This is a genomic window from Shewanella salipaludis, from assembly GCF_012911865.1.
Lineage (GTDB): Bacteria > Pseudomonadota > Gammaproteobacteria > Enterobacterales > Shewanellaceae > Shewanella > Shewanella salipaludis.
The window spans coordinates 26,555-48,833 of the sequence record NZ_JAAXYH010000019.1 but is presented as its reverse complement, the minus strand read 5'-3'; the positions used below and the strand labels follow the sequence as shown (position 1 = coordinate 48,833).

General features: G+C 54.9%; 12 protein-coding genes. 9 read left to right on the top strand and 3 right to left on the bottom strand.

All coding sequences use genetic code 11. The annotated features are described in order from the left end of the window. Positions 1-21: 21 nt before the first annotated feature. The 3 genes from pilB to nadC form a co-directional block, all read right to left on the bottom strand. A complete protein-coding gene (gene pilB, locus HC757_RS17525; RefSeq protein ID WP_169565686.1) occupies positions 22-1,731 on the bottom strand; it encodes a type IV-A pilus assembly ATPase PilB in 1,710 nt (569 codons plus the stop codon). 96 nt (positions 1,732-1,827) lie between these two features. Then, positions 1,828-2,286, bottom strand: coding sequence for a pilin (locus HC757_RS17520; protein ID WP_169565685.1), 459 nt, complete (start codon positions 2,284-2,286; stop codon positions 1,828-1,830). Positions 2,287-3,080: 794 nt separating this feature from the next. After that, entirely contained in the window at positions 3,081-3,980 is a 900-nt protein-coding gene (gene nadC / locus HC757_RS17515) for a carboxylating nicotinate-nucleotide diphosphorylase (protein ID WP_169565684.1), read from the bottom strand. A 272-nt stretch (positions 3,981-4,252) separates the two neighbouring features. On the opposite strand from nadC, the gene ampD reads away from it, so the two are divergent. From ampD to HC757_RS17470, 9 genes are all read left to right on the top strand, one after another. Then, on the top strand, positions 4,253-4,801 hold the full coding sequence (ampD, locus tag HC757_RS17510; protein WP_342343079.1) for a 1,6-anhydro-N-acetylmuramyl-L-alanine amidase AmpD: 549 nt from the start codon (positions 4,253-4,255) through the stop codon (positions 4,799-4,801). 91 nt (positions 4,802-4,892) lie between these two features. After that, entirely contained in the window at positions 4,893-5,747 is an 855-nt protein-coding gene (ampE, locus tag HC757_RS17505; RefSeq protein ID WP_169565682.1) for a beta-lactamase regulator AmpE, read from the top strand. Between the two features lie 256 nt (positions 5,748-6,003). Continuing rightward, positions 6,004-6,756, top strand: a complete 753-nt coding sequence (pdhR, locus tag HC757_RS17500; protein WP_169565681.1) for a pyruvate dehydrogenase complex transcriptional repressor PdhR — start codon at positions 6,004-6,006, stop codon at positions 6,754-6,756. Positions 6,757-6,831: 75 nt separating this feature from the next. Then, positions 6,832-9,498 (top strand): pyruvate dehydrogenase (acetyl-transferring), homodimeric type, encoded by a 2,667-nt coding sequence (gene aceE, locus HC757_RS17495; RefSeq protein WP_169565680.1) that lies wholly within the window; start codon positions 6,832-6,834, stop codon positions 9,496-9,498. A gap of 11 nt (positions 9,499-9,509) precedes the next feature. Further along, positions 9,510-11,504 (top strand): dihydrolipoyllysine-residue acetyltransferase, encoded by a 1,995-nt coding sequence (gene aceF, locus HC757_RS17490; RefSeq protein ID WP_169565679.1) that lies wholly within the window; start codon positions 9,510-9,512, stop codon positions 11,502-11,504. Between the two features lie 144 nt (positions 11,505-11,648). After that, a complete protein-coding gene (lpdA, locus tag HC757_RS17485; protein ID WP_169565678.1) occupies positions 11,649-13,076 on the top strand; it encodes a dihydrolipoyl dehydrogenase in 1,428 nt (475 codons plus the stop codon). 143 nt (positions 13,077-13,219) lie between these two features. Next, complete coding sequence (locus HC757_RS17480) at positions 13,220-17,695, top strand: EAL domain-containing protein (protein ID WP_169565677.1); 4,476 nt, start codon at positions 13,220-13,222, stop codon at positions 17,693-17,695. A 97-nt stretch (positions 17,696-17,792) separates the two neighbouring features. Continuing rightward, complete coding sequence (locus HC757_RS17475; RefSeq protein WP_169565676.1) at positions 17,793-20,009, top strand: patatin-like phospholipase family protein; 2,217 nt, start codon at positions 17,793-17,795, stop codon at positions 20,007-20,009. Between the two features lie 147 nt (positions 20,010-20,156). Continuing rightward, on the top strand, positions 20,157-22,199 hold the full coding sequence (locus HC757_RS17470; RefSeq protein ID WP_169565675.1) for a M13 family metallopeptidase: 2,043 nt from the start codon (positions 20,157-20,159) through the stop codon (positions 22,197-22,199). Positions 22,200-22,279 lie beyond the last annotated feature (80 nt).

Genomic DNA, 22,279 nt, shown 5'->3' with positions numbered 1-22,279 from the left:
GGTTGAAAATAGCGGCTAGGGCTAGATGCTGGTGACACGGTTGATTTCGGTAATGCTGGTGACCCCTTGGATCACCTTGAGCAGGCCTGATTGGCGCAGATCCCGCATGCCCTGTTCCTTGGCTTGATTGGCAATTTGCAGCGAGTTGCCTCCCTCCATTATGGTTCTGGCGATTTCATCGGACATCTTCATCACTTCATAGACACCGACTCGTCCCTTGTAACCACCGGAGCAGAGATCGCAGCCGACGGGCTTGAATACGGTGAAGCCGCTGTCTATTTGGCTTTTGCTGAAGCCGAGCTTGAGAAGTTCATGTTCTGGGATATCTTCCGCTTGCTTGCATTCAGGGCATAGGCGTCGGGTCAGACGTTGGGCGATGATCAGATTCACCGAACTGGCGATGTTGTAACCCGGTACCCCCATGTTAACCAAACGGGTCAGGGTCTCTGCCGCCGAGTTGGTATGCAGGGTCGAGAGCACCAGGTGACCCGTCTGCGCCGCCTTGATGGCGATTTCGGCGGTTTCCAGGTCACGGATCTCACCCACCATCACCACATCGGGATCCTGGCGCAGGAAGGAGCGCAGCGCCGAGGCGAAGGTGAGGCCGGCCTTGAGATTGATATGCACCTGATTGACGCCTTCGAGATTGATCTCGACCGGATCTTCCGCGGTGCTGATGTTGCGCTCTTCCGTATTGAGTATGTTCAGTCCCGTATACAGGGAGACTGTCTTACCGGAACCCGTAGGCCCAGTGACCAAGATCATGCCTTGGGGTTTGGCCAGCATTTCTAGGTAGAGTTGCTCCTGATCCGGCTCGTAGCCCAGCTTCTCGATCCCCAGCTGCGCCGAGGAGGAGTCGAGGATACGCATCACTATCTTTTCGCCCCAGATGGTGGGCAGGGTGCTGACCCGGAAGTCGATGGACTTGGTGCGCGACAGCTTCATTTTGATGCGTCCATCCTGGGGCACTCGCCGTTCGGCGATATCCAGCTTGGACATCACCTTGAGGCGGGCCGAGATGCGCCCGGACAGGCTGATAGGGGGTTCGGATACTTCATGCAGTATGCCGTCGATGCGAAAACGAATACGGTAGCGTTTCTCGTAGGGCTCGAAATGCAGATCCGAAGCGCCCTTACGGATCGCATCCGTGAGTATCTTATTGATGTAGATGACAATAGGGGCATCGTCACTGCTGTCGCCAGTGCTTTCTTCATGCCGCTTGTCCGTGTCCGTGACTTCTATGCCGGCCAGCGCTTCTTCGTCTATGCCGCTCAAGTCCAGGCTGTTGAGGTCTTCCTCGAGAATTTTTTCCAGTGCCTTGGCGAGCTTGTCTTCCTCGACCAGTATGGCTTCGGCGTGCAGGCCGGCGCTGAACTGGAAGTCTTCCAATGCGGCGATATTACTGGGATCCGAGGTGCCTATGTAGAGGCGGTTGCCGCGTTTGAATAATGGCAGGCATCTATGCTTCTCGATCAGCTTCTTGTTGAGGAAGTCATCCGGAATGGAGGCGATATCGAATTCGTCGAGATCCAGCAGCGGGGTGCCATATTCTTCATAGCATAGCTCGGCTATGGCCTTGGCAGATAATAATTTTTCCGTGACCAAGGTGCTGACCAGGGAGAGCTTGCTCTTGCGGGATACGTTGATGGCCTCCGCTATCTGGGCTTCGCTGAGCAAGCCTTGGCGGATAAAGAGTGTCGATAAACCTAGATGGAGACCTGTTGTGGGCATTAACTTACTTTTCCCGCGACTAAGTTAAGGGTTTATTTTGTAAATATGAAAAAATTGGGCGGTGTTACCCGCCCAAATCTCAGTAAGTATTAACTTTTAGCAAATGATTGGTGAACCAGTCAGGCAGGTACCGCCTTTAGTCCAGGTAACTTTGCCAGCAGCATTGATAGCTGCTTGAAGAGTGTATGTTTGTCCTTCAAGACCCTTCACAGGCGTACCTGAAACACCAACGGCGGTAGCTGTAATCAGACCATCACTCACAGTCATTGAGCCTATGTTGCCATCTGCAACTGAAATGTCAGCAGGAATAGACCAACCATTACCTGATGCTGCAGCTGTACATCCAGTGACTGTAGCCAGATCTTGGGCACAAATTTCAATCTGTGTTTTCAACGCAGAAGTACCAACAACTACTTCGGAGAACTTAGCTTTTGTTGTGTAATCTTTATAGGCAGGCAGGGCGATCGCTGCCAGAATACCTATGATGGCGACCACGATCATCAGTTCGATCAGGGTGAAACCTTTAGCGTTCTTGTTTAATGTAATGCCTTTCATTGTGTTATCTCCATTAGGACTACTCAGTTAACCCGCAACATCTCCTGTTGCTGCTTCCTGTCTTACTCTCGTTAACCAGTCGATTAAGGATAGCAGACTCCTGTGGATGGTGCCGTTTGCCCAAATCAATATGAATTTATGGGATTGAAGCCGTTTTTTAAGCTACATCTCGAGCTAATTGTTTGAAGCTACATCGCATGTCATTTAGGTCGACAGCTACCGACGAGAAGCGGTGAAACAAATGTGCCATGACTCAATCAGTAATGCCTGAACTGAGATCTCTGATACGAGCTCAAAGCCACCCTCTCGCTTGCCCTAAAAGTTATTATAAAGTTACAAAAAAAGGAAACTTAATTTTCACTTTAACCGCAAATAATTGGCTTGGTTACTGGGTTTGCGCGAAATTGTACATTTTTTGAGTAACACTTATTTGACATATAAACCGTATGCGACACTTAATTGCCGTAAGTCAAAAAACAGGCGGAAAAAACACCAGATTGAGCCGAGGTTTTTCTCTGTTTGCAGGAGAGGAAATTACCGGTAAGGCAGATTTTTTGTTCGTATTTGGCGTAGCAAAAGTATCGCCGGGAACAAATTCGGTATCTTGGATGGAGCAGAGGCAGAATTTTTCCCGGGCAGAAGCGCGATGTTTGTTCGAGCCAGGCTTTTTTCAGCGCTTTTTTGCTTGCTTATACTGCTTTGGATGGATACCAGGTGAGCCCCTGCCGGGATAAACCGAGGCGTCGAGCCAGATAGGACTCGACGCCAAGGCTAAAAAGATGATGTAGCAGGCGTTATGCCTTCAACCTGAGTGACAGGTCCAGGGCGCGCAGGTGCTTGGTCAGTGCCCCGACCGAGATATAGTCGACCCCGGTGCGGGCAAAGTCCGCCAGGGTATCCAAGGTGACATTACCCGAGACTTCCAGCTTAGTATTCTGACCCCTGTCTTTATAGCTGTCGTTGATGGCCACGGCATCTATCATCATGGTCACGTCGAAATTGTCCAGCATTATGATATCTGCGCCGGCATCCAGGGCTTGTGTCAGTTCTGCCAGGGACTCGACTTCGACCTCGACAGCCTTGTCTGCATGCAGCTTACGGGCGGCGTTGACGGCCTGAGGGATACCGCCACAGGCCAGGATATGGTTCTCCTTGATCAGGAAAGCATCGAACAGGCCTATCCTGTGGTTATGACCTCCGCCACAGGTGACGGCATACTTCTGCGCGGTTCTCAGCCCTGGCAGTGTCTTACGGGTATCCAGCAGGCGGGTATTGGTACCTGCGAGTTTGTCGACATAATGTTTGGTCAGGGTCGCCACCCCGGAAAGGGTTTGAATGAAATTCATCGCGGTGCGCTCACCGGTCAAGATACTGCGGGCTGGACCTGACAGTTCACACAATACCTGATTAGCCACTATGAGATCGCCATCGTCCACATGCCAGTGAATGGCGACCTCGCTGCCCAGTTGGTTGAAGACTTGTTCCGCCCAGGCCTTGCCACAGAAGACACCATCTTCGCGGGTGATGAGGCTGGCTTCGGCATATCTGTCGGCGGGGATCAATTGTGCCGTGATATCGCCGGTTGAGTATGCCGCTGTCTCTGGATCTGTACCATCAGCCTGTGGATTGGCTGTGTGGCCTAAATCCTCATCCAGGGCAATTTTGACGGCAAGACGTATATCATTCTCTAGCATGCTGGGTGTCCTTGGGCTGTGCTTATGGTACCGAAAGTGGGACTTTTTACCGCTTAAGATTATCATAAGCGGGTACAAAAACGCAGTTTTGTTGCCACTTCTTGCTCTCATCCTGGGCGCTTTTTTCCATGTGTGCCGGGTCGGGGGGCGGGATATGAGGTTTAATTGGGCCCTGTCTTCGCTTCCGGGCCGCAATGCTATATGCCGTCTATATTCAGTCAGTTAAAACTGCTAGAGTTAAGAGGTTTCTCTATTGGGCAGGAGTGTGTGACGTGCAATGGCAATTTACCTCAGGCTGGCTTAAGCAGGCGCGGCGCTGTGAATCACCCCATTTCAATGCTCGTCCTGAGGCCGAGGTCAGTCTGCTGGTGATCCATAACATCAGCCTGCCGGCAGGTTGTTTCGGCTTGCCGTATATAGACGCCTTGTTTCAGGGTTGTCTCGATGTGCAGGCGGATGCCAGTTTTGCCTGCTTGGCTGATCTCCAAGTCTCGGCCCATTTCCTGATCCGCCGGGATGGTGAAATAGTGCAATATGTTTCCTGTGATGACAGGGCCTGGCATGCGGGCCTGTCATCTTTTCAGGGGCGTGAAAACTGCAATGACTTTGCCATAGGCATAGAGTTGGAGGGAACGGACGAGCTTGCCTATACGGAGCAGCAGTACCTGCAGTTGGATAGACTCACCCGTCAACTGCTGCAGGAATATCCCCTGCTGAGTCCCGAGAGAATAGTGGGACATAGCGATATCGCCCCTGGACGCAAGACAGATCCTGGAGCGAGCTTCGATTGGCATAGGTATCTGGGTGGCCTGGCTGGATAGATAGGCCGGTTGACGCATAAGATGCCGTGGGTTAAGGCCTGGAGACAGTTTCCCTTATCCGGCGCGCATACACATTAATGAGGTGAGATAGATGGCACTGTTCTCTTTGTTGGTCGCGATTCTGGTGGAAAGGCTGAAGTTGCTGCCGTCGACATGGCAGTTTGATGGCTTGCTCAGGCGATATCACGCGAGTGTATTCGGCAGTGAACCTTTGAGTTCGGATCTCGTGATGGCCTTGGCCTTGGTTCTGCCGGCTGTCGGCGTCTACCTGCTCAGCTGGGCTGCTGCTGGTCTGTTCTGGGGGGGCCTCAGTCTGGTCCTCTGGGTGTTGGTGTCTGTGCTCTGTTTATGTCATCAACAACAGCGGCGGGCCTTCAAACATTATATCCAGGCGGCGTGTCGCGGCGATGTGCAGGCCTGCTACCATTATGCCGGCGAGCTGGATTGCAGCGAGTGCTTCGATGCCGTCTCTGAGACGGATCTCGGCACCAAGGTCGGCCAGAGTGTGGCCTGGATTAACTATCGCTACTATGGCGCCGTTGCCTTGTATCTGGTCTTCCTCGGCCCGGTTGGCGCCATCTTCTATTGTACCGTACGCTTCTACGCCGAAGAGAATAGACGCAAGGCGCAGGCATTGCCGCTGGTGGATACGGTACTCATGCTGCTGGATTGGTTGCCGAGCCGACTCTTCGCCTTCGGTTATGTGCTCAGCGGCGAGTTCAGTCGGGCGCTGGCGACCTGGCGGGCGAATGCCTTGCGGCCGGGAACCAGCGCCAGGCGCGTGATCACCGAAACGGCGATGGCGGCCGAGTCTGTGGCCGAGGATGCCGGCAATGCCCCGGTCAGCGTGCAACCGACCTTGGCCCTGTTGGCCCTGACTAAGCGCAACTTCATGCTCTTGGTGACCCTCCTGTCTCTGTTGACCATCTTCGGCCTGGTCAGTTAATAGGACGGCCCCGCTGCCCAGCATTTCTCAAGCAGCTATGGGCCAGCGGCGAACCCGGGAACTGCAGTGGCAGCCGCCTCATCGGCGCCGGCTCTTGGCTCTCCATGTCAAATGGTCTGACCCCATGGCGTTATTTTTCAGCTATGCTCACTCAGTTTGAGCACATGCCGTGGCTGGACATCAAAAGTCTGATTTGATAAAGTGCGTCCACTCATATAATTGGTAAGACCAATTTACAATTAAGCCGAGGGACTCGATGGCTTACAGTAAAATTAACCAGCCGAAAATTTCTGATGTGATCATGGCGCAATTGGAGCAGATGATCCTCGAGGGCAGCTTGCAGCCCGGTCAGAAGTTACCGCCCGAACGCGAGCTGGCGATCCAGTTTGAAGTGTCGCGTCCTTCCTTGCGTGAAGCGATACAGAAACTCGAGGCGAAAGGCTTGTTGATGCGTCGCCAGGGTGGCGGCACTTATGTCAAGCAACAGCTCTGGCAGAGTCTTGCCGATCCCATAGTCGAACTGATGAACAGCGATCCCGAGAGTCAATACGACTTGCTGGAGTTTCGTCATGCGACCGAGGGCATGATGGCCTATTTTGCCGCACTGCGTGGCACAGATGCCGACATGCAGAACATCAAACGCATGATCCTCGAAGTCGAAGCCGCCGAAGGGGTAGAGGCACAGGCAGCTGCCATTGTGCGTTTCTATCGCGCCGTGGCCGAGGCCTCACACAATGTGGCCATGCTGCATCTGGTTCTGAGTTTAGCCCCTGTGCTGCATCAAAATGTGGCACAGAACCTGGAGCTTCTTAGCCGTCGCGAAGAAGCTTCCACCATGGCCAACGAGCATAGGCGAGCCTTGCTCGCCGCCATAGTTCGCCGTGATCCCGAAGCCGCCAGAGAAGCCTCCAATGAGCACTTGAGCTACATAGAGGAAGTGATGTTGTCTGTGCGCAAAGAAGATAGCCGGTTGCAGCGTAGCCTGCGCCGTTTAAAGAGCGGCATTTGATACCACTGGCGGCGCAGGCTGCAGGGGTGAATACCGTAAACCTATTATTATCTGTATATAGAGAAGGACAGCGTCATGTCTGAAGATATGCTACAAGATTTAGATCCGTCAGAGACCCAGGAATGGGTCGATGCCCTGCAGGCCGTGTTGGAACAAGAAGGTCCCGAGCGCGCCCATTTCCTGTTGGAAAAGTTGATCGATAAGGCTCGTCGCAACGGCACTCACTTGCCTTACAATGCGACGACCGCCTACCTGAACACTATTCCTGCGGGTCAGGAGCCACAAATGCCGGGCAACCAGGAGATGGAACGTCGCATTCGCGCCATCATCCGCTGGAATGCCCTGGCCATGGTACTGCGTGGTTCTAAGAAAGATCTGGAGCTGGGTGGTCATATCTCGAGTTTCGCCTCCAGCGCGACTATCTATGACGTGTGTTTCAACCACTTCTTCCGTGCACCGAATGAGAAAGACGGTGGTGATCTTGTGTATTTCCAGGGCCATATCGCCCCCGGCATCTACGCCCGCTCCTTCCTCGAAGGCCGCCTGAGCGAAGATCAACTGGCCAACTTCCGTCAGGAAGTGGATGGCAAGGGCTTGTCTTCTTACCCGCATCCCAAGCTGATGCCGGATTACTGGCAGTTCCCGACAGTGTCCATGGGCCTGGGTCCTATCCAGGCCATCTACCAGGCGCGCTTCCTCAAATACCTGACCGACCGCGGCCTGAAAGATTGCTCCGAGCAAACGGTTTACTGTTTCCTGGGTGACGGCGAGTGTGACGAGCCGGAAGCCCTGGGTGCCATAGGCCTGGCGGCCCGTGAAGAACTGGATAACCTGGTATTCATAGTCAACTGTAACCTGCAGCGCCTCGACGGCCCGGTACGCGGTAACGGCAAGATCATCCAGGAACTGGAAGGCGAATTCCGCGGCGCAGGCTGGGAAGTGGTCAAGGTCATCTGGGGCCGTTACTGGGATCCATTATTGGCCCGTGACACCAGCGGCAAGCTGCTGCAGTTGATGGAAGAAACCGTCGACGGCGAATACCAGAACTGCAAGGCCAAGGGTGGCGCTTACACCCGTGAGCACTTCTTCGGCAAGTACCCCGAGACTGCCGAGATGGTGGCCAACATGTCCGACGATGACATCTGGCGCCTGAACCGTGGTGGTCACGATCCTGTCAAGATCTACGCCGCGCTGGAGCACGCCAAGAAGACCAAGGGCCGTCCAACCGTCATCCTGGCCAAGACAGTCAAGGGCTACGGCCTGGGCGATGCCGGCGAAGGCAAGAACATTGCCCATAACGTGAAGAAGATGGGTGCAGAATCCGTACGTTACTTCCGCGATCGCTTCAACATCCCCATCCCGGATGATCAGCTGGAAGAGATGCCTTTCTACCACCCGGGTCCAGATTCGGAAGAAGTGAAATACCTGATGAGCCGCCGCGCCGCCCTGCATGGCAGCCTGCCGCAGCGCCGCGAGAAGTTCTCCGAAGAGATCCAGGTGCCGTCACTGAAGATCTTCGATGCGATCCTCAAGGGCTCCAATGGCCGTGAGATCTCTTCTACCATGGCGTTCGTGCGGGTGCTGACAGCCTTGCTGAAAGACAAGCAGATAGGCAAGAAGATAGTGCCCATCATCCCAGACGAGGCCCGTACCTTCGGTATGGAAGGCCTGTTCCGTCAGGTGGGTATCTATGCTCACGAAGGCCAAAAATACGTCCCCCAAGACTCGGATCAGGTGGCTTACTACCGTGAAGATAAGTCTGGCCAGGTATTGCAGGAAGGCATCAACGAGCTCGGCGCCATGTCTTCATGGGTATCGGCCGCGACCAGCTACTCGGTCAACGACACGCCTATGATCCCTTTCTACATCTACTACTCTATGTTCGGTTTCCAGCGCATCGGCGACATGGCATGGGCGGCGGGTGACATGCGTGCCCGTGGCTTCCTGGTCGGTGGCACTTCTGGCCGTACTACCCTGAACGGTGAAGGCCTGCAGCATCAGGATGGTCACAGCCATGTATTGGCCAATACCATCCCCAACTGTATTTCTTACGATCCTACCTATGGTTACGAAATTGCCGTAGTGGTGCAGGACGGTATTCGCCGCATGTATGGCGACAACCAGGAAGACATCTTCTACTACCTGACGACCATGAATGAAAACTATGTTCAGCCTGAGATGCCACAAGGCGCCGAAGAAGGCATAGTCAAAGGGATCTACAAGCTGGAAACTCTGGCAGCCAAAGGCAAGGCCAAGGTACAGCTGATGGGTTGCGGCACTATCCTCGAAGAAGTGCGCAAGGCGGCCAACATACTGGCGAAGGATTTCGACATCACCGCCGATGTGTTCAGTGTCACCAGTTTCAACGAGCTGACCCGTGACGGTCAGGCCGTAGAGCGCTGGAACATGCTGCATCCTGCCGAAACGCCTAAGCAAGCCTATATCAGTCAAGTGATTGCCGCCGATGCACCCGCCATTGTCGCGACCGATTACATGAAGATCTACGGTGAGCAATTGCGTGCTTACATGCCAACAGATTACAAGGTGTTGGGTACCGATGGTTTCGGTCGCAGCGACAGCCGGGCGAACTTGCGTCACCACTTCGAAGTGGACGCCAAGTTTATCGTCATCGCCTCCCTGAAGGCATTGGTTGACCGTAACGAGTTGTCTGTCGAAGTGTTGGCCAAGACCATAAGTGATTATGGTATCGATGCCGACAAGATCAACCCACAGTTTGCATAAGGGGATAGCCAATGGCTGATTTAAAAGAAGTTTTGGTTCCTGATATCGGTGGCGATGAAGTTCAGGTCATTGAGATCTGTGCTGCCGTGGGCGATACCCTGGCGGCGGAAGAATCCATCATCACGGTAGAGAGCGACAAGGCGACCATGGATATTCCTGCGCCTTTCGCCGGTGTGCTGACCGAGCTGAAAGTGGCAGTGGGTGACAAGGTATCCGAAGGGACACTGATCGCCATGATGCAGGCCGCGGGAGCGGCCGCACCGGCCGCCGAAGCACAGGTGCCACAGGCTGCGGCTGCTGCGCCGGTGCAAGCCGAGCCGGTTGCTGCGCCTGCGGCCGCGGCAAACACTGGCACTCGGCTCATCGAAGTTGCAGTGCCTGACATAGGTGGCGACACAGATGTGGAAGTCATCGAAGTGCTGGTGTCTGTTGGCGACAGCATAGAAGCAGATGCCGGCCTCATTACCCTGGAAACCGACAAGGCGACCATGGATGTGCCCTCGCCGCAAGCCGGTGTGGTTAAAGAAGTGAAAGTGGCTGTCGGTGACAAGGTGTCCCAGGGCTCACTGGTGATCATGCTGGAAGTGGGCGCCGCCCAAGCACCTGTGGTACAAGCGCCTGCGGCACAAGCGCAGGCGGCGCCAGTTGCCCCGGCGGCCGTAACTCCGGTTGCCGCGCCTGTGGCTGTTGCCGATGTCGTGGCGGTCAAGGAAGTGCATGTACCGGACATAGGCGATGCCAGCGATGTCGATGTGATCGAAGTGCTGGTGGCCGTCGGCGACGAGATTGCCGCAGATCAGGGTCTCATCACCCTGGAAACCGACAAGGCCACCATGGAAGTGCCGGCTCCCTTCGGTGGTAAATTAGTGTCTCTGACGGTCAAGGTGGGTGACAAGGTGTCTCAGGGCAGCTTGATTGCCACCATAGAGACAGTGACTCAAGGGGCCGCAGCGCCGGCGCCTGTCGCCCAGGCCGCTGCCCAGGCTCCGGCTCCGGCCGCGACACCTATGTCTGCCTCGGCGCCAAGCAAGCCACCCGTGCCACACCATCCGAGCGCGGCTGCGCCTGTGACTACGGGTGTGGTACATGCGTCACCCGCGGTGCGTCGTCTGGCCCGTGAGTTTGGCGTCGACCTGACCAAGGTCACAGGCAGTGGTCGCAAGGCACGTATTCTCAAAGAAGACGTGCAAGCCTATGTGAAGTATGAGCTGTCACGTCCCAAGGCGACGGCGGCCACCTCTGTGGCATCTGGCAATGGCGGCCTGCAGGTGATAGCTGCGCCTAAGGTGGACTTCAGCAAGTTCGGTGAAGTGGAAGAAATCCCATTGAGCCGCATACAGAAGATCTCCGGCCCTAACCTGCACCGCAACTGGGTAACCATTCCTCACGTGACTCAGTTCGATGAAGCGGATATCACGGAAATGGAAGCTTTCCGCAAGCAACAGAACGAGGTTGCGGCCAAGAAGAAGGCTAACTACAAGATCACCCCTCTGGTGTTCATGCTCAAGGCCGTGGCCAAGACGCTGGCGCAGTTCCCCGTGTTCAACTCCAGCCTGAGCAGCGACGGCGAGTCGCTGATCCAGAAGAAGTACTTCCACATAGGCGTGGCCGTGGATACGCCGAATGGTCTGGTGGTGCCTGTGGTACGGGATGTAGATAAGAAGGGCATCATAGAATTGTCCCTCGAGTTGGCGGATATCTCTGTCCGTGCCCGTGACGGCAAGCTGAAATCTGCCGACATGCAGGGCAGCTGCTTCACCATCTCAAGTTTGGGTGGCATAGGTGGCACCGCGTTTACGCCTATCGTCAACTACCCTGATGTGGCTATCCTCGGCGTGTCCAAGTCTGAAATCAAACCCAAGTGGAATGGTAAGGACTTCGAGCCTAAGCTGATGTTGCCATTGTCTTTGTCATACGATCACCGGGTGATCGACGGTGCCATGGCGGCGCGCTTCAGCGTGACCCTGTCCGGCATCTTGTCCGATATTCGCACTTTGATTTTATAACAGCCAAGGCTGCTCATAATGAGCGGCCTTTTTGTTGTGATTGGTATCAAACAAAGGTTAAAATGCGCCCACCTTACGAGCTGGCGCATGATTCGGTTGGTTGGGTAGCCCTTCCAACGGAAAGAACGAGAATTAGAGGAAAACATGAGTAACGAAATCAAAACTCAGGTAGTGGTATTGGGTGCAGGTCCTGCAGGTTATTCTGCGGCTTTCCGCGCAGCAGATTTAGGTCTGGAAACTATTATTGTTGAACGTTTCAGCACCTTGGGTGGCGTATGTCTGAACGTGGGTTGTATCCCATCCAAGGCCTTACTGCACGTTGCCAAAGTGATCGAAGAAGCCAAAGAAGTGGCAGATCACGGTGTGGTATTCGGCGAGCCTAAGATAGATCTGGATAAGCTGCGCGGCTTCAAGGAAAAAGTCATAGGTCAGCTGACCAACGGTCTGGGCGGCATGTCCAAGATGCGTAAAGTCAAAGTCGTTAACGGCTTCGGTAAGTTCACCGGCCCCAACAGCCTGGAAGTGACTGCCGAAGACGGCACCGTGACTCAGGTTCAGTTCGAGCAGGCGATCATCGCCGCCGGTTCGCGTCCGATCAAGCTGCCCTTCATTCCCCATGAAGATCCACGCATCTGGGATTCGACCGATGCGCTGGAATTGAAAGAAGTCCCCGGCAAGCTGCTGGTCATGGGCGGCGGCATCATAGGTCTGGAAATGGGCACTGTTTACTCGTCTCTGGGCAGCCAAATCGACGTAGTCGAGATGCTGGATCAGGTGATCCCTGCGGCCGATAAAGATGTGGTTCGCGTCTTCACCAAGCAGATCAAGAAGAAATTCAATCTGATGCTGGAAACCAAGGTGACCGCGGTTGAAGCCAAAGAAGACGGCATCTATGTCTCTATGGAAGGCAAGAGCGCGCCGACCGAAGCCGTGCGTTACGATGCGGTATTGGTTGCCATCGGCCGTGTGCCCAATGGCAAGTCACTGGATGCCGACAAGGCCGGCGTCAATGTCGACGAGCGTGGTTTCATCAACGTAGATAAGCAGCTGCGTACCAACGTACCACACATCTATGCCATCGGTGATATCGTGGGTCAGCCTATGTTGGCACACAAAGGCGTGCATGAAGGCCATGTGGCTGCCGAAGTCATCGCCGGCATGAAGCATTACTTCGATCCTAAGGTGATCCCATCGATCGCCTACACGGCTCCTGAAGTGGCTTGGGTCGGTCTGACCGAGAAAGAAGCCAAAGAGCAAGGCATCGCCTTCGAGACTGCGACTTTCCCATGGGCCGCCAGCGGCCGTGCCATAGCTTCCGATTGTGCCGAAGGCATGACTAAGCTGATCTTCGACAAAGAGACTCACAGAGTCATAGGTGGCGCCATAGTCGGGGTTAACGGTGGCGAGCTGCTTGGCGAAATCGGCCTGGCGATCGAGATGGGTTGTGATGCCGAAGATATCGCGCTGACTATCCATGCTCATCCAACGCTGCATGAGTCGGTCGGCCTGGCCGCGGAAATGTACGAAGGATCCATTACCGACTTGCCAAATCCCAAGGCGAAGAAGAAGTAATCTGCCCGTAACTTTTGCCAAAGGCGCTCTCAGGAGCGCCTTTTTCTTTGGTTAACTGTATACTGACCATGTTTTTTATGTAAGAAAGTATTTAAGGCTTTCAGTGTCATCATTGGCCGTCATCGGGGTGAGTTGTTAACAATATGATAATAAAAATAATTAACGCAATTCTGGCCTGTATTTTATTTTTTGCCGTAAACATTGAGTCGGTAAAGGCCAAAGATCTGGTGCAGCGGGTGTTCAGTGCCAAAGAGGGCTTGGCCAATGCGAGTATCCAGGATATCAGCGTCGATGAGCATGGTTTTATCTGGCTGGCGACCGAGCAGGGCTTATATCGTGTCAGTAACTCCAAGGTGCGGCGAATTGACAAGATAGCGCTCGATCCCCGTATCGTTGATGAATACGTTTATTTTGTCATTAATCTTGATAAAGATCATTTACTTGTCAGCACACTATCAGAAATTTACCTCTATGATATAGCGGCCAATGAATTCGAGCGTTTTGGCGATGGCACACGCTTTCCCCATTACCATGCCGGCGGTATAGAAGACTATGCCAAACAGGCCGATGGCAGCCTGTTGTTGCTGACGAGCTCGGGGGCCGTGCTGTCCTATTCCCATAGGGATAATGTGCTCGAAAGCCGGTTGCAGTTACCACAGAATCAAGACTTTCCCTGGCATCAGCTGTTGCTGCTTGACGACGGCCGACTGCTGCTGGCCACGGCCAGGCAAGTGGAGTTGCGGGATGCCGGCGGGCTGGTTTTAGGCTCATTGCCTTGGAGTGAAGCCTCCGGGCAGATCAAGGGGTTATTCAAGGATTCCCGCGGCCGTATCTGGATGAGCAGCAGTGAGGGCTTGTACAGTATCGATGTGCCGAGTCTCAGCATGAGTCCCGTTGCCGAAATCCCTTATTACGTGACCAAGATGGCGGAAGATCCCAAAGGAAACTTCTGGATTGCCAGCCGCAGCGGCTTGTTGAAGTGGTCGCCCGACACTCACAGGCTGGAGCAGTATCAGCAACAACTGAAACAACAGGCAGATATCGAATATATTTACGATATTCTGGTGGATAAATCCGGACTGGTGTGGGTTGGCGGTTCGGGTGATGGTCTGGCCCTGGTGGCAGATAAGCCTGATTTTCTGCTGGATACCTTCACCAGTGAAGGCGGTTACAGGATTGCCAACGAGATGATCTGGTCGGTGTTTACCGAAGGTGACATAGTCTGGATGGGGACGGATGCCGGCCTGGTGCGGGCCGATAGAGCGACGGGGACATCCAGGCTGCTGTTCCCCGAGGGACTGGAGCTTAACGACAGCATTTACAAGATCGACAGCTTGGATGCCGCCAGCCTGCTCTTGTCGACGACCAATGGCCTGTTCGTGGTCGATAAACAGAGCTTACGAACACAGAGTTTCGGCCAATGGGCGCAGGGCACAGAGTCATTGCAGCATAAGATGGTATTCAACACCCTCAAAGATCCAGAGATCCCGGGGCGAATCTGGTTCGCCACCTCTGGCGGTTTATTTTTCTGGGAGCCAGGCCTAACGGCGCCCGGGTATTATCCCTTGCCGCAGGATGCCGGCTCAGAGTCACATCCCATGATGCGAACCCTGTTTCGCGCCAGCGATGGCAAACTCTGGCTCGGCGGAGAGAAGCTGTTCGGTTATCTCGACGCCGGGAAGTTTCACTCCCGATTCGATGTGTTTGGCGCGGAAACCCATGTGCCTGTGGTCTATCAGATTGACGAGGTTTCCCCCGGCGTCCTGTGGTTCGGCACGGCTCAGACCGGCCTGTATGAGTTCAAGCAACAGAGCGGGGAGCTGACCCAGCTGAACCGGCAATGGCAGGTGGAGTGCCCCTCGGTGTATTTCCTGCAGCAGACGGAAGATTTTCGTGTTGTGGGTTGCGCCAATGGCATAGTTCGCCAGCGCAAGAGCGATGGCAAGCTGGCGATGTTTGGCGAAGATGATGGTTTCATTTCCGATGAATTGAATGAAGACGCGGTGTTTTACTCGGCCGCCGGCGACTTGTACCTGGGAACGCCCGATGGTTTGATGCTGGTGGATGTCGCTGGCTTAAGCAATCGTATCGTCGATGACAGTGTGTTCCTGGAATCTGTATCCGTTTACTACGATGAGCAAACCGAGGTGGCGCTGTTGCCGGAGAAGCTTTCCAGGGTGCGCCCAGGGGCGAGCATGATCAGCTTCCAGATCACCAGTCATGACTATCTCGACGCCAATCCCATGCAGCTGAAATACCGTTTGCGGCGCCCGGGAGAGCCCCTTGGCGGGAATTACCTCTTGCTGCAGGGCCAGGCACAGATCAACGTCTCGGGTTTGGCTGCGGGCAACTATACCCTGGAGCTGCTGAGCAAGAAGAATGGTATCTGGCTGAGCAAGCCTTACTCCTTTTCTTTTGCTGTCGCCGAAAATTGGTGGCAGTCGCGTTGGTTCAAGGGGATCTGGTTGTTGATTGCGACCCTAGTCATCCTGGCTTCTTTCGTCATACGCCAGCGGCAGGTGTCGGCATTCAAGACCATGAATTTGGCCTTGCTCGAGAGTGACGATCGTTTGCGACAGTCCCTCAAGGGCAGCGATTCGGATCTGTGGGAGTGGCGGGACGGCATCTTCTTCATGGACAACAGCTCGGGGGTCTTGGGTTACTTGCAGCAGGTGAGTATGGGCCTGGATGACATTCCCATCTACCCGGAGGACAAGGAGCGGGTGCTGACCCAGTGGCGAGCCATGTTCAGCGGCGAGTCGGACAGATTTGAAGTCGAGTACCGCATCCTGCGCAGTGATGGCGAGTCTCGTTGGCTCAGGGTGAGCGGCCGGCCCGTTGCACGCTATAAAGACACGGGGGAAGTCGAGCGGGTTGCGGGTATCTACAGCGACATCACCCAGCAGCGTCAGTTGGAAGATGATGTCAAGCTGTTGGCCCAGGCATTTGAGAATACCTCAGAGGGGGTGTTGATCCTCGATGCCGATGAAAAGATCAAGGTCAGCAACAGCGCGGCGCGGCGCATCATCAACTGTGCCACGGCAACCTTGGAAGGTAAGCATTTCTCCGAGTTGATGTCGGCCACCAAGGAGGCGCAGGATGATGTGGCCACCTTGCTGCAAGAGTCCAATTCCTGGACGGGTGAGCGCGAGCTGCTCTGTGGTGCCCAGCGCGGCTGCCCCGTGTGGCTGAACGTATCGACCATGCAGGGGGCTCACAGCAAGCAGCATCATTATGTGGTGGTGTTCTCAGATATCACAGAGCGCAAACGCAGTGAAGCGGATCTGCGCCGTTTGGCCAATTATGATGTACTGACCGGTTTGCCCAATCGCAGCTTATTTTCGACCCGGCTCGCCCAGGCGATAGATAAGGCACGGCGCACCGATGAGAAGCTGGCGTTGCTGTTTCTGGACCTGGACAGGTTCAAGCATGTTAACGATTCCTATGGCCATAGCATGGGCGATGCCCTGCTGGTGGAAGCGGCCAATCGCCTGCAGTCCTGCATGTCGGATAAGCACGTTCTTTGCCGCTTCGGTGGGGATGAATTTGTGCTCCTGGTGCGTGACGCCGGGGATCTGGATAGGCTCAATCATCTGGCCGAGCGCTTGCTGGAACAGATAGTGGCGCCATTCAAGTTATTCGGGCGTGAGTTTTATCTCTCGACCAGCATAGGTATCAGCATCTGGCCGGACGATGCGGTGCAGCCGGAGGCGTTGATCAAGAATGCCGACCTGGCCATGTATCATGCCAAGGATGAAGGCAGAGGCAACTTTCAATATTATTCATCCGAACGCAACGCCGAAGCCCTGTATCATCTGCGCCTGGAAGCGGATCTGCGCAAGGCGCTGGAGCGGGAAGAATTCGAGCTCTATTACCAGCCACAGATAGATGTAGTCAACGACGACAAGCTGGTGGGCATGGAAGCCCTGCTCAGATGGAAACATCCCAAGGATGGCTATATTAGGCCCGATGTCTTCATCAAGGTCGCCGAGGCCTGTGGCCTCATAGTCGATATCGACAGCTGGGTGTTGCGTCAGGCCTGCTTGCACGGGGCCCGTTGGAGCAAGTTGTATTCCGAGCCCTTCAAGTTGTCGGTCAATATTTCGGCGATACACTTCCGCCAACCGGATTTTATCGATGGCGTCAAACAGGTCCTGCATGAGACTCAGATCCCGCCCCGGGTGCTGGCATTGGAAATTACCGAAGGGGTGTTGATGAAGGAATTGCATGTGGCCAAGTCTCACCTGAAACAATTGAAGGTGCTGGGGATAGATGTGGCCATAGACGACTTCGGGACCGGCTATTCATCTCTGGCCTATCTGCGTCACTTCGAGGTGAACAGCCTGAAGATCGACAGATCTTTCCTGATCGACATCGCCAGCAACGCGGCGGATCAGGCCATAGTCAGCAGTATCATAGAATTGGCGCGTAACCTTAAACTCAATGTGGTGGCCGAAGGCATAGAAACAGTCGAACAATTGGAGCAAGTATTCGGTCGGGGCTGTTATGTGATCCAGGGGTATTATTTTGCCAAACCCATGCCGCTGCATGAGATGGACGCCTACTTAGGTTTGCTGCCCTGTTTGAGTGATACCGGGACCTCGCTGTCACTGGAGTGATGGCTAAAGGACCACTAAATAACAAGAATTTATCTAAGGGGCATTTTCTTTGTTAGAATGTGGTCAATTTTACACCTAGAGCCAAAGAATACTTCCTATGCTGCCCAGATCTCTCGTTCTACTCTTGCTCGCGCTGGTAACGGCCAACCTGGCTGCGGCAGAGCGGCCAAAGATTGGCCTGGTGCTCAGTGGTGGCGGTGCCAAGGGGGCGGCCCATCTTGGGGTGCTCAGGGTCCTGGAAGAGCATCATATTCCCGTGGACTATATCGCAGGCACCAGCATAGGTGCCTATGTGGCCGGCATGTATGCCCTGGGATACAGCGCCGCTGAGGTCGAAGTCATAATGATGCATGCCGACTGGTCCAGCGGTTACTCGGATACTATCCCCAGGCAAGAGCTGAGCTATAGGGATAAGGTCCAGCGGGATCAGTATAATATCCCCCTCAATCTGGGTTATCGCGACGGTGCAGTGCAGACCCCGAGTGGCCTGCTGCGGGGCCAGACCATGTCGCAGTTATTGCGCGACTCCACGGATCTGGTCGAGCAGTTTGGCGACTTCGATCAATTGGCGATCCCCTACCGCGCGGTAGCGACGGATCTCGAAACCAGCCTGGCCGTGGTGCTGGGCAACGGCAGCCTGGTGCAGGCGATGCAGGCCTCGGCGACAGTGCCTGGGGCACTGCAGCCGGCCTTGATAGATGATAAATTGCTGGTGGATGGCGGCATAGCCAACAACATGCCGGTGGACGTGGTCAAGGCCATGGGGGCGGACATCATCATCGCCGTCGACATAGGTTCGCCTCTGGTAGAGAAGGACAAGCTCAACGGCACCCTGGCAGTGTTGGATCAGCTGTCCACCATCTTGACCAACGCCAGCACTGAGCGCCAGAAAGCCTTGCTGACCGAGGATGACATCCTCATTCGTCCCTCCATAGATGGTCTCAGCACCACAGACTTCAGCCTGATGCCCCAGGCCTTGGCACTCGGCAGAGAAGCGACCGAGGCGCAATTGCCCAAGTTGCAGGCCCTGTCCATAGGCGCGGTCGAATATGCCCAATATACCCAGGACAAGATCCATCGCAGCCGGGTGTGGCGCGATGAGGTCGCGCGGCCGCTAGTGCAAATCGCCTTCGACAACCAGTCCAAGGTGAGCGAGAGCCTGCTCAGGGAAACGCTCGGCCTGCATGAGGGGGAGGTCGTCGGCAAGGCGCAGCTGAACGAGGCAATTAACCGTATCTATTCGCTGAACAAGTTCGAGCGTATCGACGCCGAGTTCAAGGATACCGCCGCCGGCCGGGTCTTGACCTTAACCACCAAGGCCAAATCCTGGGGACCCAATTATTTCCAGCTGGGCTTCAACTGGGAGGACGACTTTACCCTGGACTCGTCCGTGTCCCTGGATACCGCTTTCGTGATGACGGATCTGACCGATAATGGCGGCGAATGGCGCAACGAATTGAAACTGGGTTTCGAGAAGATGCTGGGCACAGAATTCTATCAGCCACTGGATAGAGATCAGCAGTTTTACAGCCGCAGCCGTTACCAGTATGAACTCAAGAATTGGGTCTTGTATGACGCGAACACTCGGGTGTTCACCCTGGATAAGAGCACTCATAGGCTCGACTTGGGTCTGGGCTATAACTATGTCGAGGAGGGGATAGTCGAACTGGGCGTCACAGGGGAGGTGGGCACCATCTCCAACGACGCTATTCTCGAAGATGATTTCGAACTCAAGTCCTGGGGCGGCTACCTCAAATTTGGCTACGACAGCCTGGACAGCATCAGCTTCCCCACCCGGGGCAATTTGGTCAATGTCACCTTGTACTACCGCCAAGAGCGCTACAGCGAGGGCGAGTTCGACTATGAGCCGGGCGACTCCTATCAGGTGGTGGCCGATTGGAAAGGTGTGGTCAGCGTTGGCAGCCACTCGTTCGTGGGCAAGGCCTCCTATACCAGAATGCTCACCGACAGTGACTTTACCGTCAACTTCGCCGAATTGGGCGGTTTCCTCAACTTGTCCGGTTACCATAAAAACTCACTCGCCGGCCCGGATAAGGTCTTCGGCGCCTTCATCTATCAATACGATCTCGGTCGGGACGTGTTGGGCATGACAGAGTTTCCGCTGTATCTGGGGGCCAGTCTCGAAGGGGGCAATGTCTGGCAGCTGGATGAGAAGGTCGATTTGTCCGAACTCATCTATTCCGGCAGCCTGTTCCTGGGAACAGACACGGCGCTCGGCCCGGCTGCCTTGGGGTTTGGTGTCTCGGATGAGGGGGAGAATGCCGTGTATTTATTCCTGGGCAAGAATTTTTAACCGCAGACAGAGATCATATTCCTTTACAAAATCCCGCTGTAGCCAGGCAAGCTGGGGTGCTAGGGTTTGGCCGGAAAAATGATAGCGCCGCTGACGATAGCGACCTGGATTATCGCAGCGCCATACAGAGACAAAATGGGGACGAGAATGAAAAGTGTAAGCTCACTGGCAATAACTATCGCCTTAAGCCTGGGACTGGCGGCTTGCAGCAGCGAGCCTGTCGTCGAAGCCGGCGTGGTTTCCGGCATAGAAAAGGACAATTTCGATGCCAGTGTCAGGCATCAGGATGACTTCTATTACAGCGTCAACGGCAAGTGGTTGGCCAATACGCCCATACCCGCGGATAAATCCAACTATGGCGCCTTCTCTGTGTTATATGAGCGGAGCCAGGATGCGCTGAAAAAAATCATCGACGCAGCGGCGGCAAAGCCCAATAAAGCCATGGGTTCCAACGAGCAGAAAATCGGCGATTTCTACGCCAGCTACATGAACACAGACGCGCTGGAACCATTGGGCATCAGCCCCCTGAAGCCACAGCTCGACAGCATAGCGGCGGTGAAGAGCTATGCCGATGTTGCCGGTGTCATGGGCAGCCTGCTCACAGCCGGCAGCAGTATTCCCCTGGCGTTCTACGTCAACAACGACGCCAAGAACTCCAGTCAGTACGGGGTGTATCTCAGTCAGTCGGGGTTAACCTTGCCGGACAGGGATTATTATCTTCAAGAGGATGCCAAGTTCAGCGCCACTCGTGACGCCTTGGCCAAGTATGTCGAAGAGCTGATGACCCAGGCCGGTTATCAGGATGCCGGTCGCGCCGCGGCCAATGTCGCCAAGATAGAGCATTTTATCGCCCAGAGTCAGTGGAGCCGGGTCGAAACCCGCGACGCCAACAAGAGCTACAACAAGCTGAGCCGTGCCGAGCTGCAACGCCTGAGCGGCAAGTTTGATTTCGACAAGTTTGCCGCCAGTGCCGGTCTGGATGGCAAGGCCAGCGACATCATAGTGCGCCAGCCATCTTATTTCGAGAAACTGGGGGCCGGCTTCGAGCGCTTCCCGGTCACGGCCTGGCAGGACTATCTGGCCTTTCACCTGGTCGACAGCTACTCGGAGCTGCTGAGCAAGAATTTCGTCGATCTGAACTTTGCCTTCCACAGCAAGACACTGATGGGAATTGAAGCGCAGAAACCCCGTTGGAAGAAGGCCGTGGATGCCGCGGATCAGGTCATAGGTGAGCTGGTGGGCGAGCAATACGTCAAGCAGAACTTCAAGCCGCAGGCCAAGGCGCGCATGGAGACCATGATCAAGAACCTGATCAAGGGCTTCGAAGTCAGCATCAATGAGTTGGAGTGGATGACCCCGGAGACCAAGATCGCGGCCCAGGAAAAATTGTCCAAGTTCACCTACAAGATAGGCTATCCGGACAAGTGGAAGGATTATTCGGCCCTGGAGATAAAACCCAATGAGCTGGTGGGCAACTATATGCGCTACGCCAGATTCGAATATGCCGATATGCTCGGCAAGCTGGGGCAGCCGATAGACAAGAGCGAATGGGGCATGACGCCGCAGACGGTCAACGCCTATTATAGTCCGGTGAAGAATGAAATCGTCTTCCCGGCTGCGATATTGCAACCGCCGTTCTTCAACATGGATGCCGACGATGCGGTCAACTATGGCGGCATAGGCGCAGTGATAGGCCACGAGATCAGTCATGGCTTCGACGATCAGGGTGCCAAGTACGATGGCGATGGCAACCTGCGCGACTGGTGGTCGGATAAGGACAGGGAAGAGTTCCAGAAGCGCGGTGCCCAGCTGGCGGCACAATACTCGGCCTTCGAAGCCCTGCCGGGCAAATTCGTCAACGGGGCTTTGACCTTGGGTGAGAATATCGGTGACTTGGGTGGCCTGACGGTCGCCGCCCGTTCCTATCATCTGAGCCTCAATGGCAAGGCTGCGCCTGTCATCGACGGCTTAAGCGGCGATCAGCGACTCTTTGTCGGTTGGTCACAGGTGTGGCGCCGTAATTATCGTGAGGAGGAATTGGGACGGCGTCTGCTGACGGATCCGCACTCGCCGAGCCACTACCGTGCCATGGCGACGCCACGCAACATAGAGGCCTTCTATGAGGCGTTCGGGATGAAGGCGGGTGATAAGATGTTTTTGGCGCCGGAAGACAGGGTGAAGATCTGGTAAGCCGCACCTAGGCCCGGGTATTGGGCATAGGGAAATAAACAAGCCAGACTCGTGTCTGGCTTTTTTATTGGCGGCTTGGC

Bases quoted from the DNA above. Each gene is read 5' to 3' on its own strand.
- pilB (WP_169565686.1), bottom strand. From the start codon at position 1,731: ATGCCCACAACAGGTCTCCATCTAGGTTTATCGACACTCTTTATCCGC.
- HC757_RS17520 (WP_169565685.1), bottom strand. From the start codon at position 2,286: ATGAAAGGCATTACATTAAACAAGAACGCTAAAGGTTTCACCCTGATC.
- nadC (WP_169565684.1), bottom strand. From the start codon at position 3,980: ATGCTAGAGAATGATATACGTCTTGCCGTCAAAATTGCCCTGGATGAG.
- ampE (WP_169565682.1), top strand. From the start codon at position 4,893: ATGGCACTGTTCTCTTTGTTGGTCGCGATTCTGGTGGAAAGGCTGAAG.
- pdhR (WP_169565681.1), top strand. From the start codon at position 6,004: ATGGCTTACAGTAAAATTAACCAGCCGAAAATTTCTGATGTGATCATG.
- aceE (WP_169565680.1), top strand. From the start codon at position 6,832: ATGTCTGAAGATATGCTACAAGATTTAGATCCGTCAGAGACCCAGGAA.
- aceF (WP_169565679.1), top strand. From the start codon at position 9,510: ATGGCTGATTTAAAAGAAGTTTTGGTTCCTGATATCGGTGGCGATGAA.
- lpdA (WP_169565678.1), top strand. From the start codon at position 11,649: ATGAGTAACGAAATCAAAACTCAGGTAGTGGTATTGGGTGCAGGTCCT.
- HC757_RS17480 (WP_169565677.1), top strand. From the start codon at position 13,220: ATGATAATAAAAATAATTAACGCAATTCTGGCCTGTATTTTATTTTTT.
- HC757_RS17475 (WP_169565676.1), top strand. From the start codon at position 17,793: ATGCTGCCCAGATCTCTCGTTCTACTCTTGCTCGCGCTGGTAACGGCC.
- HC757_RS17470 (WP_169565675.1), top strand. From the start codon at position 20,157: ATGAAAAGTGTAAGCTCACTGGCAATAACTATCGCCTTAAGCCTGGGA.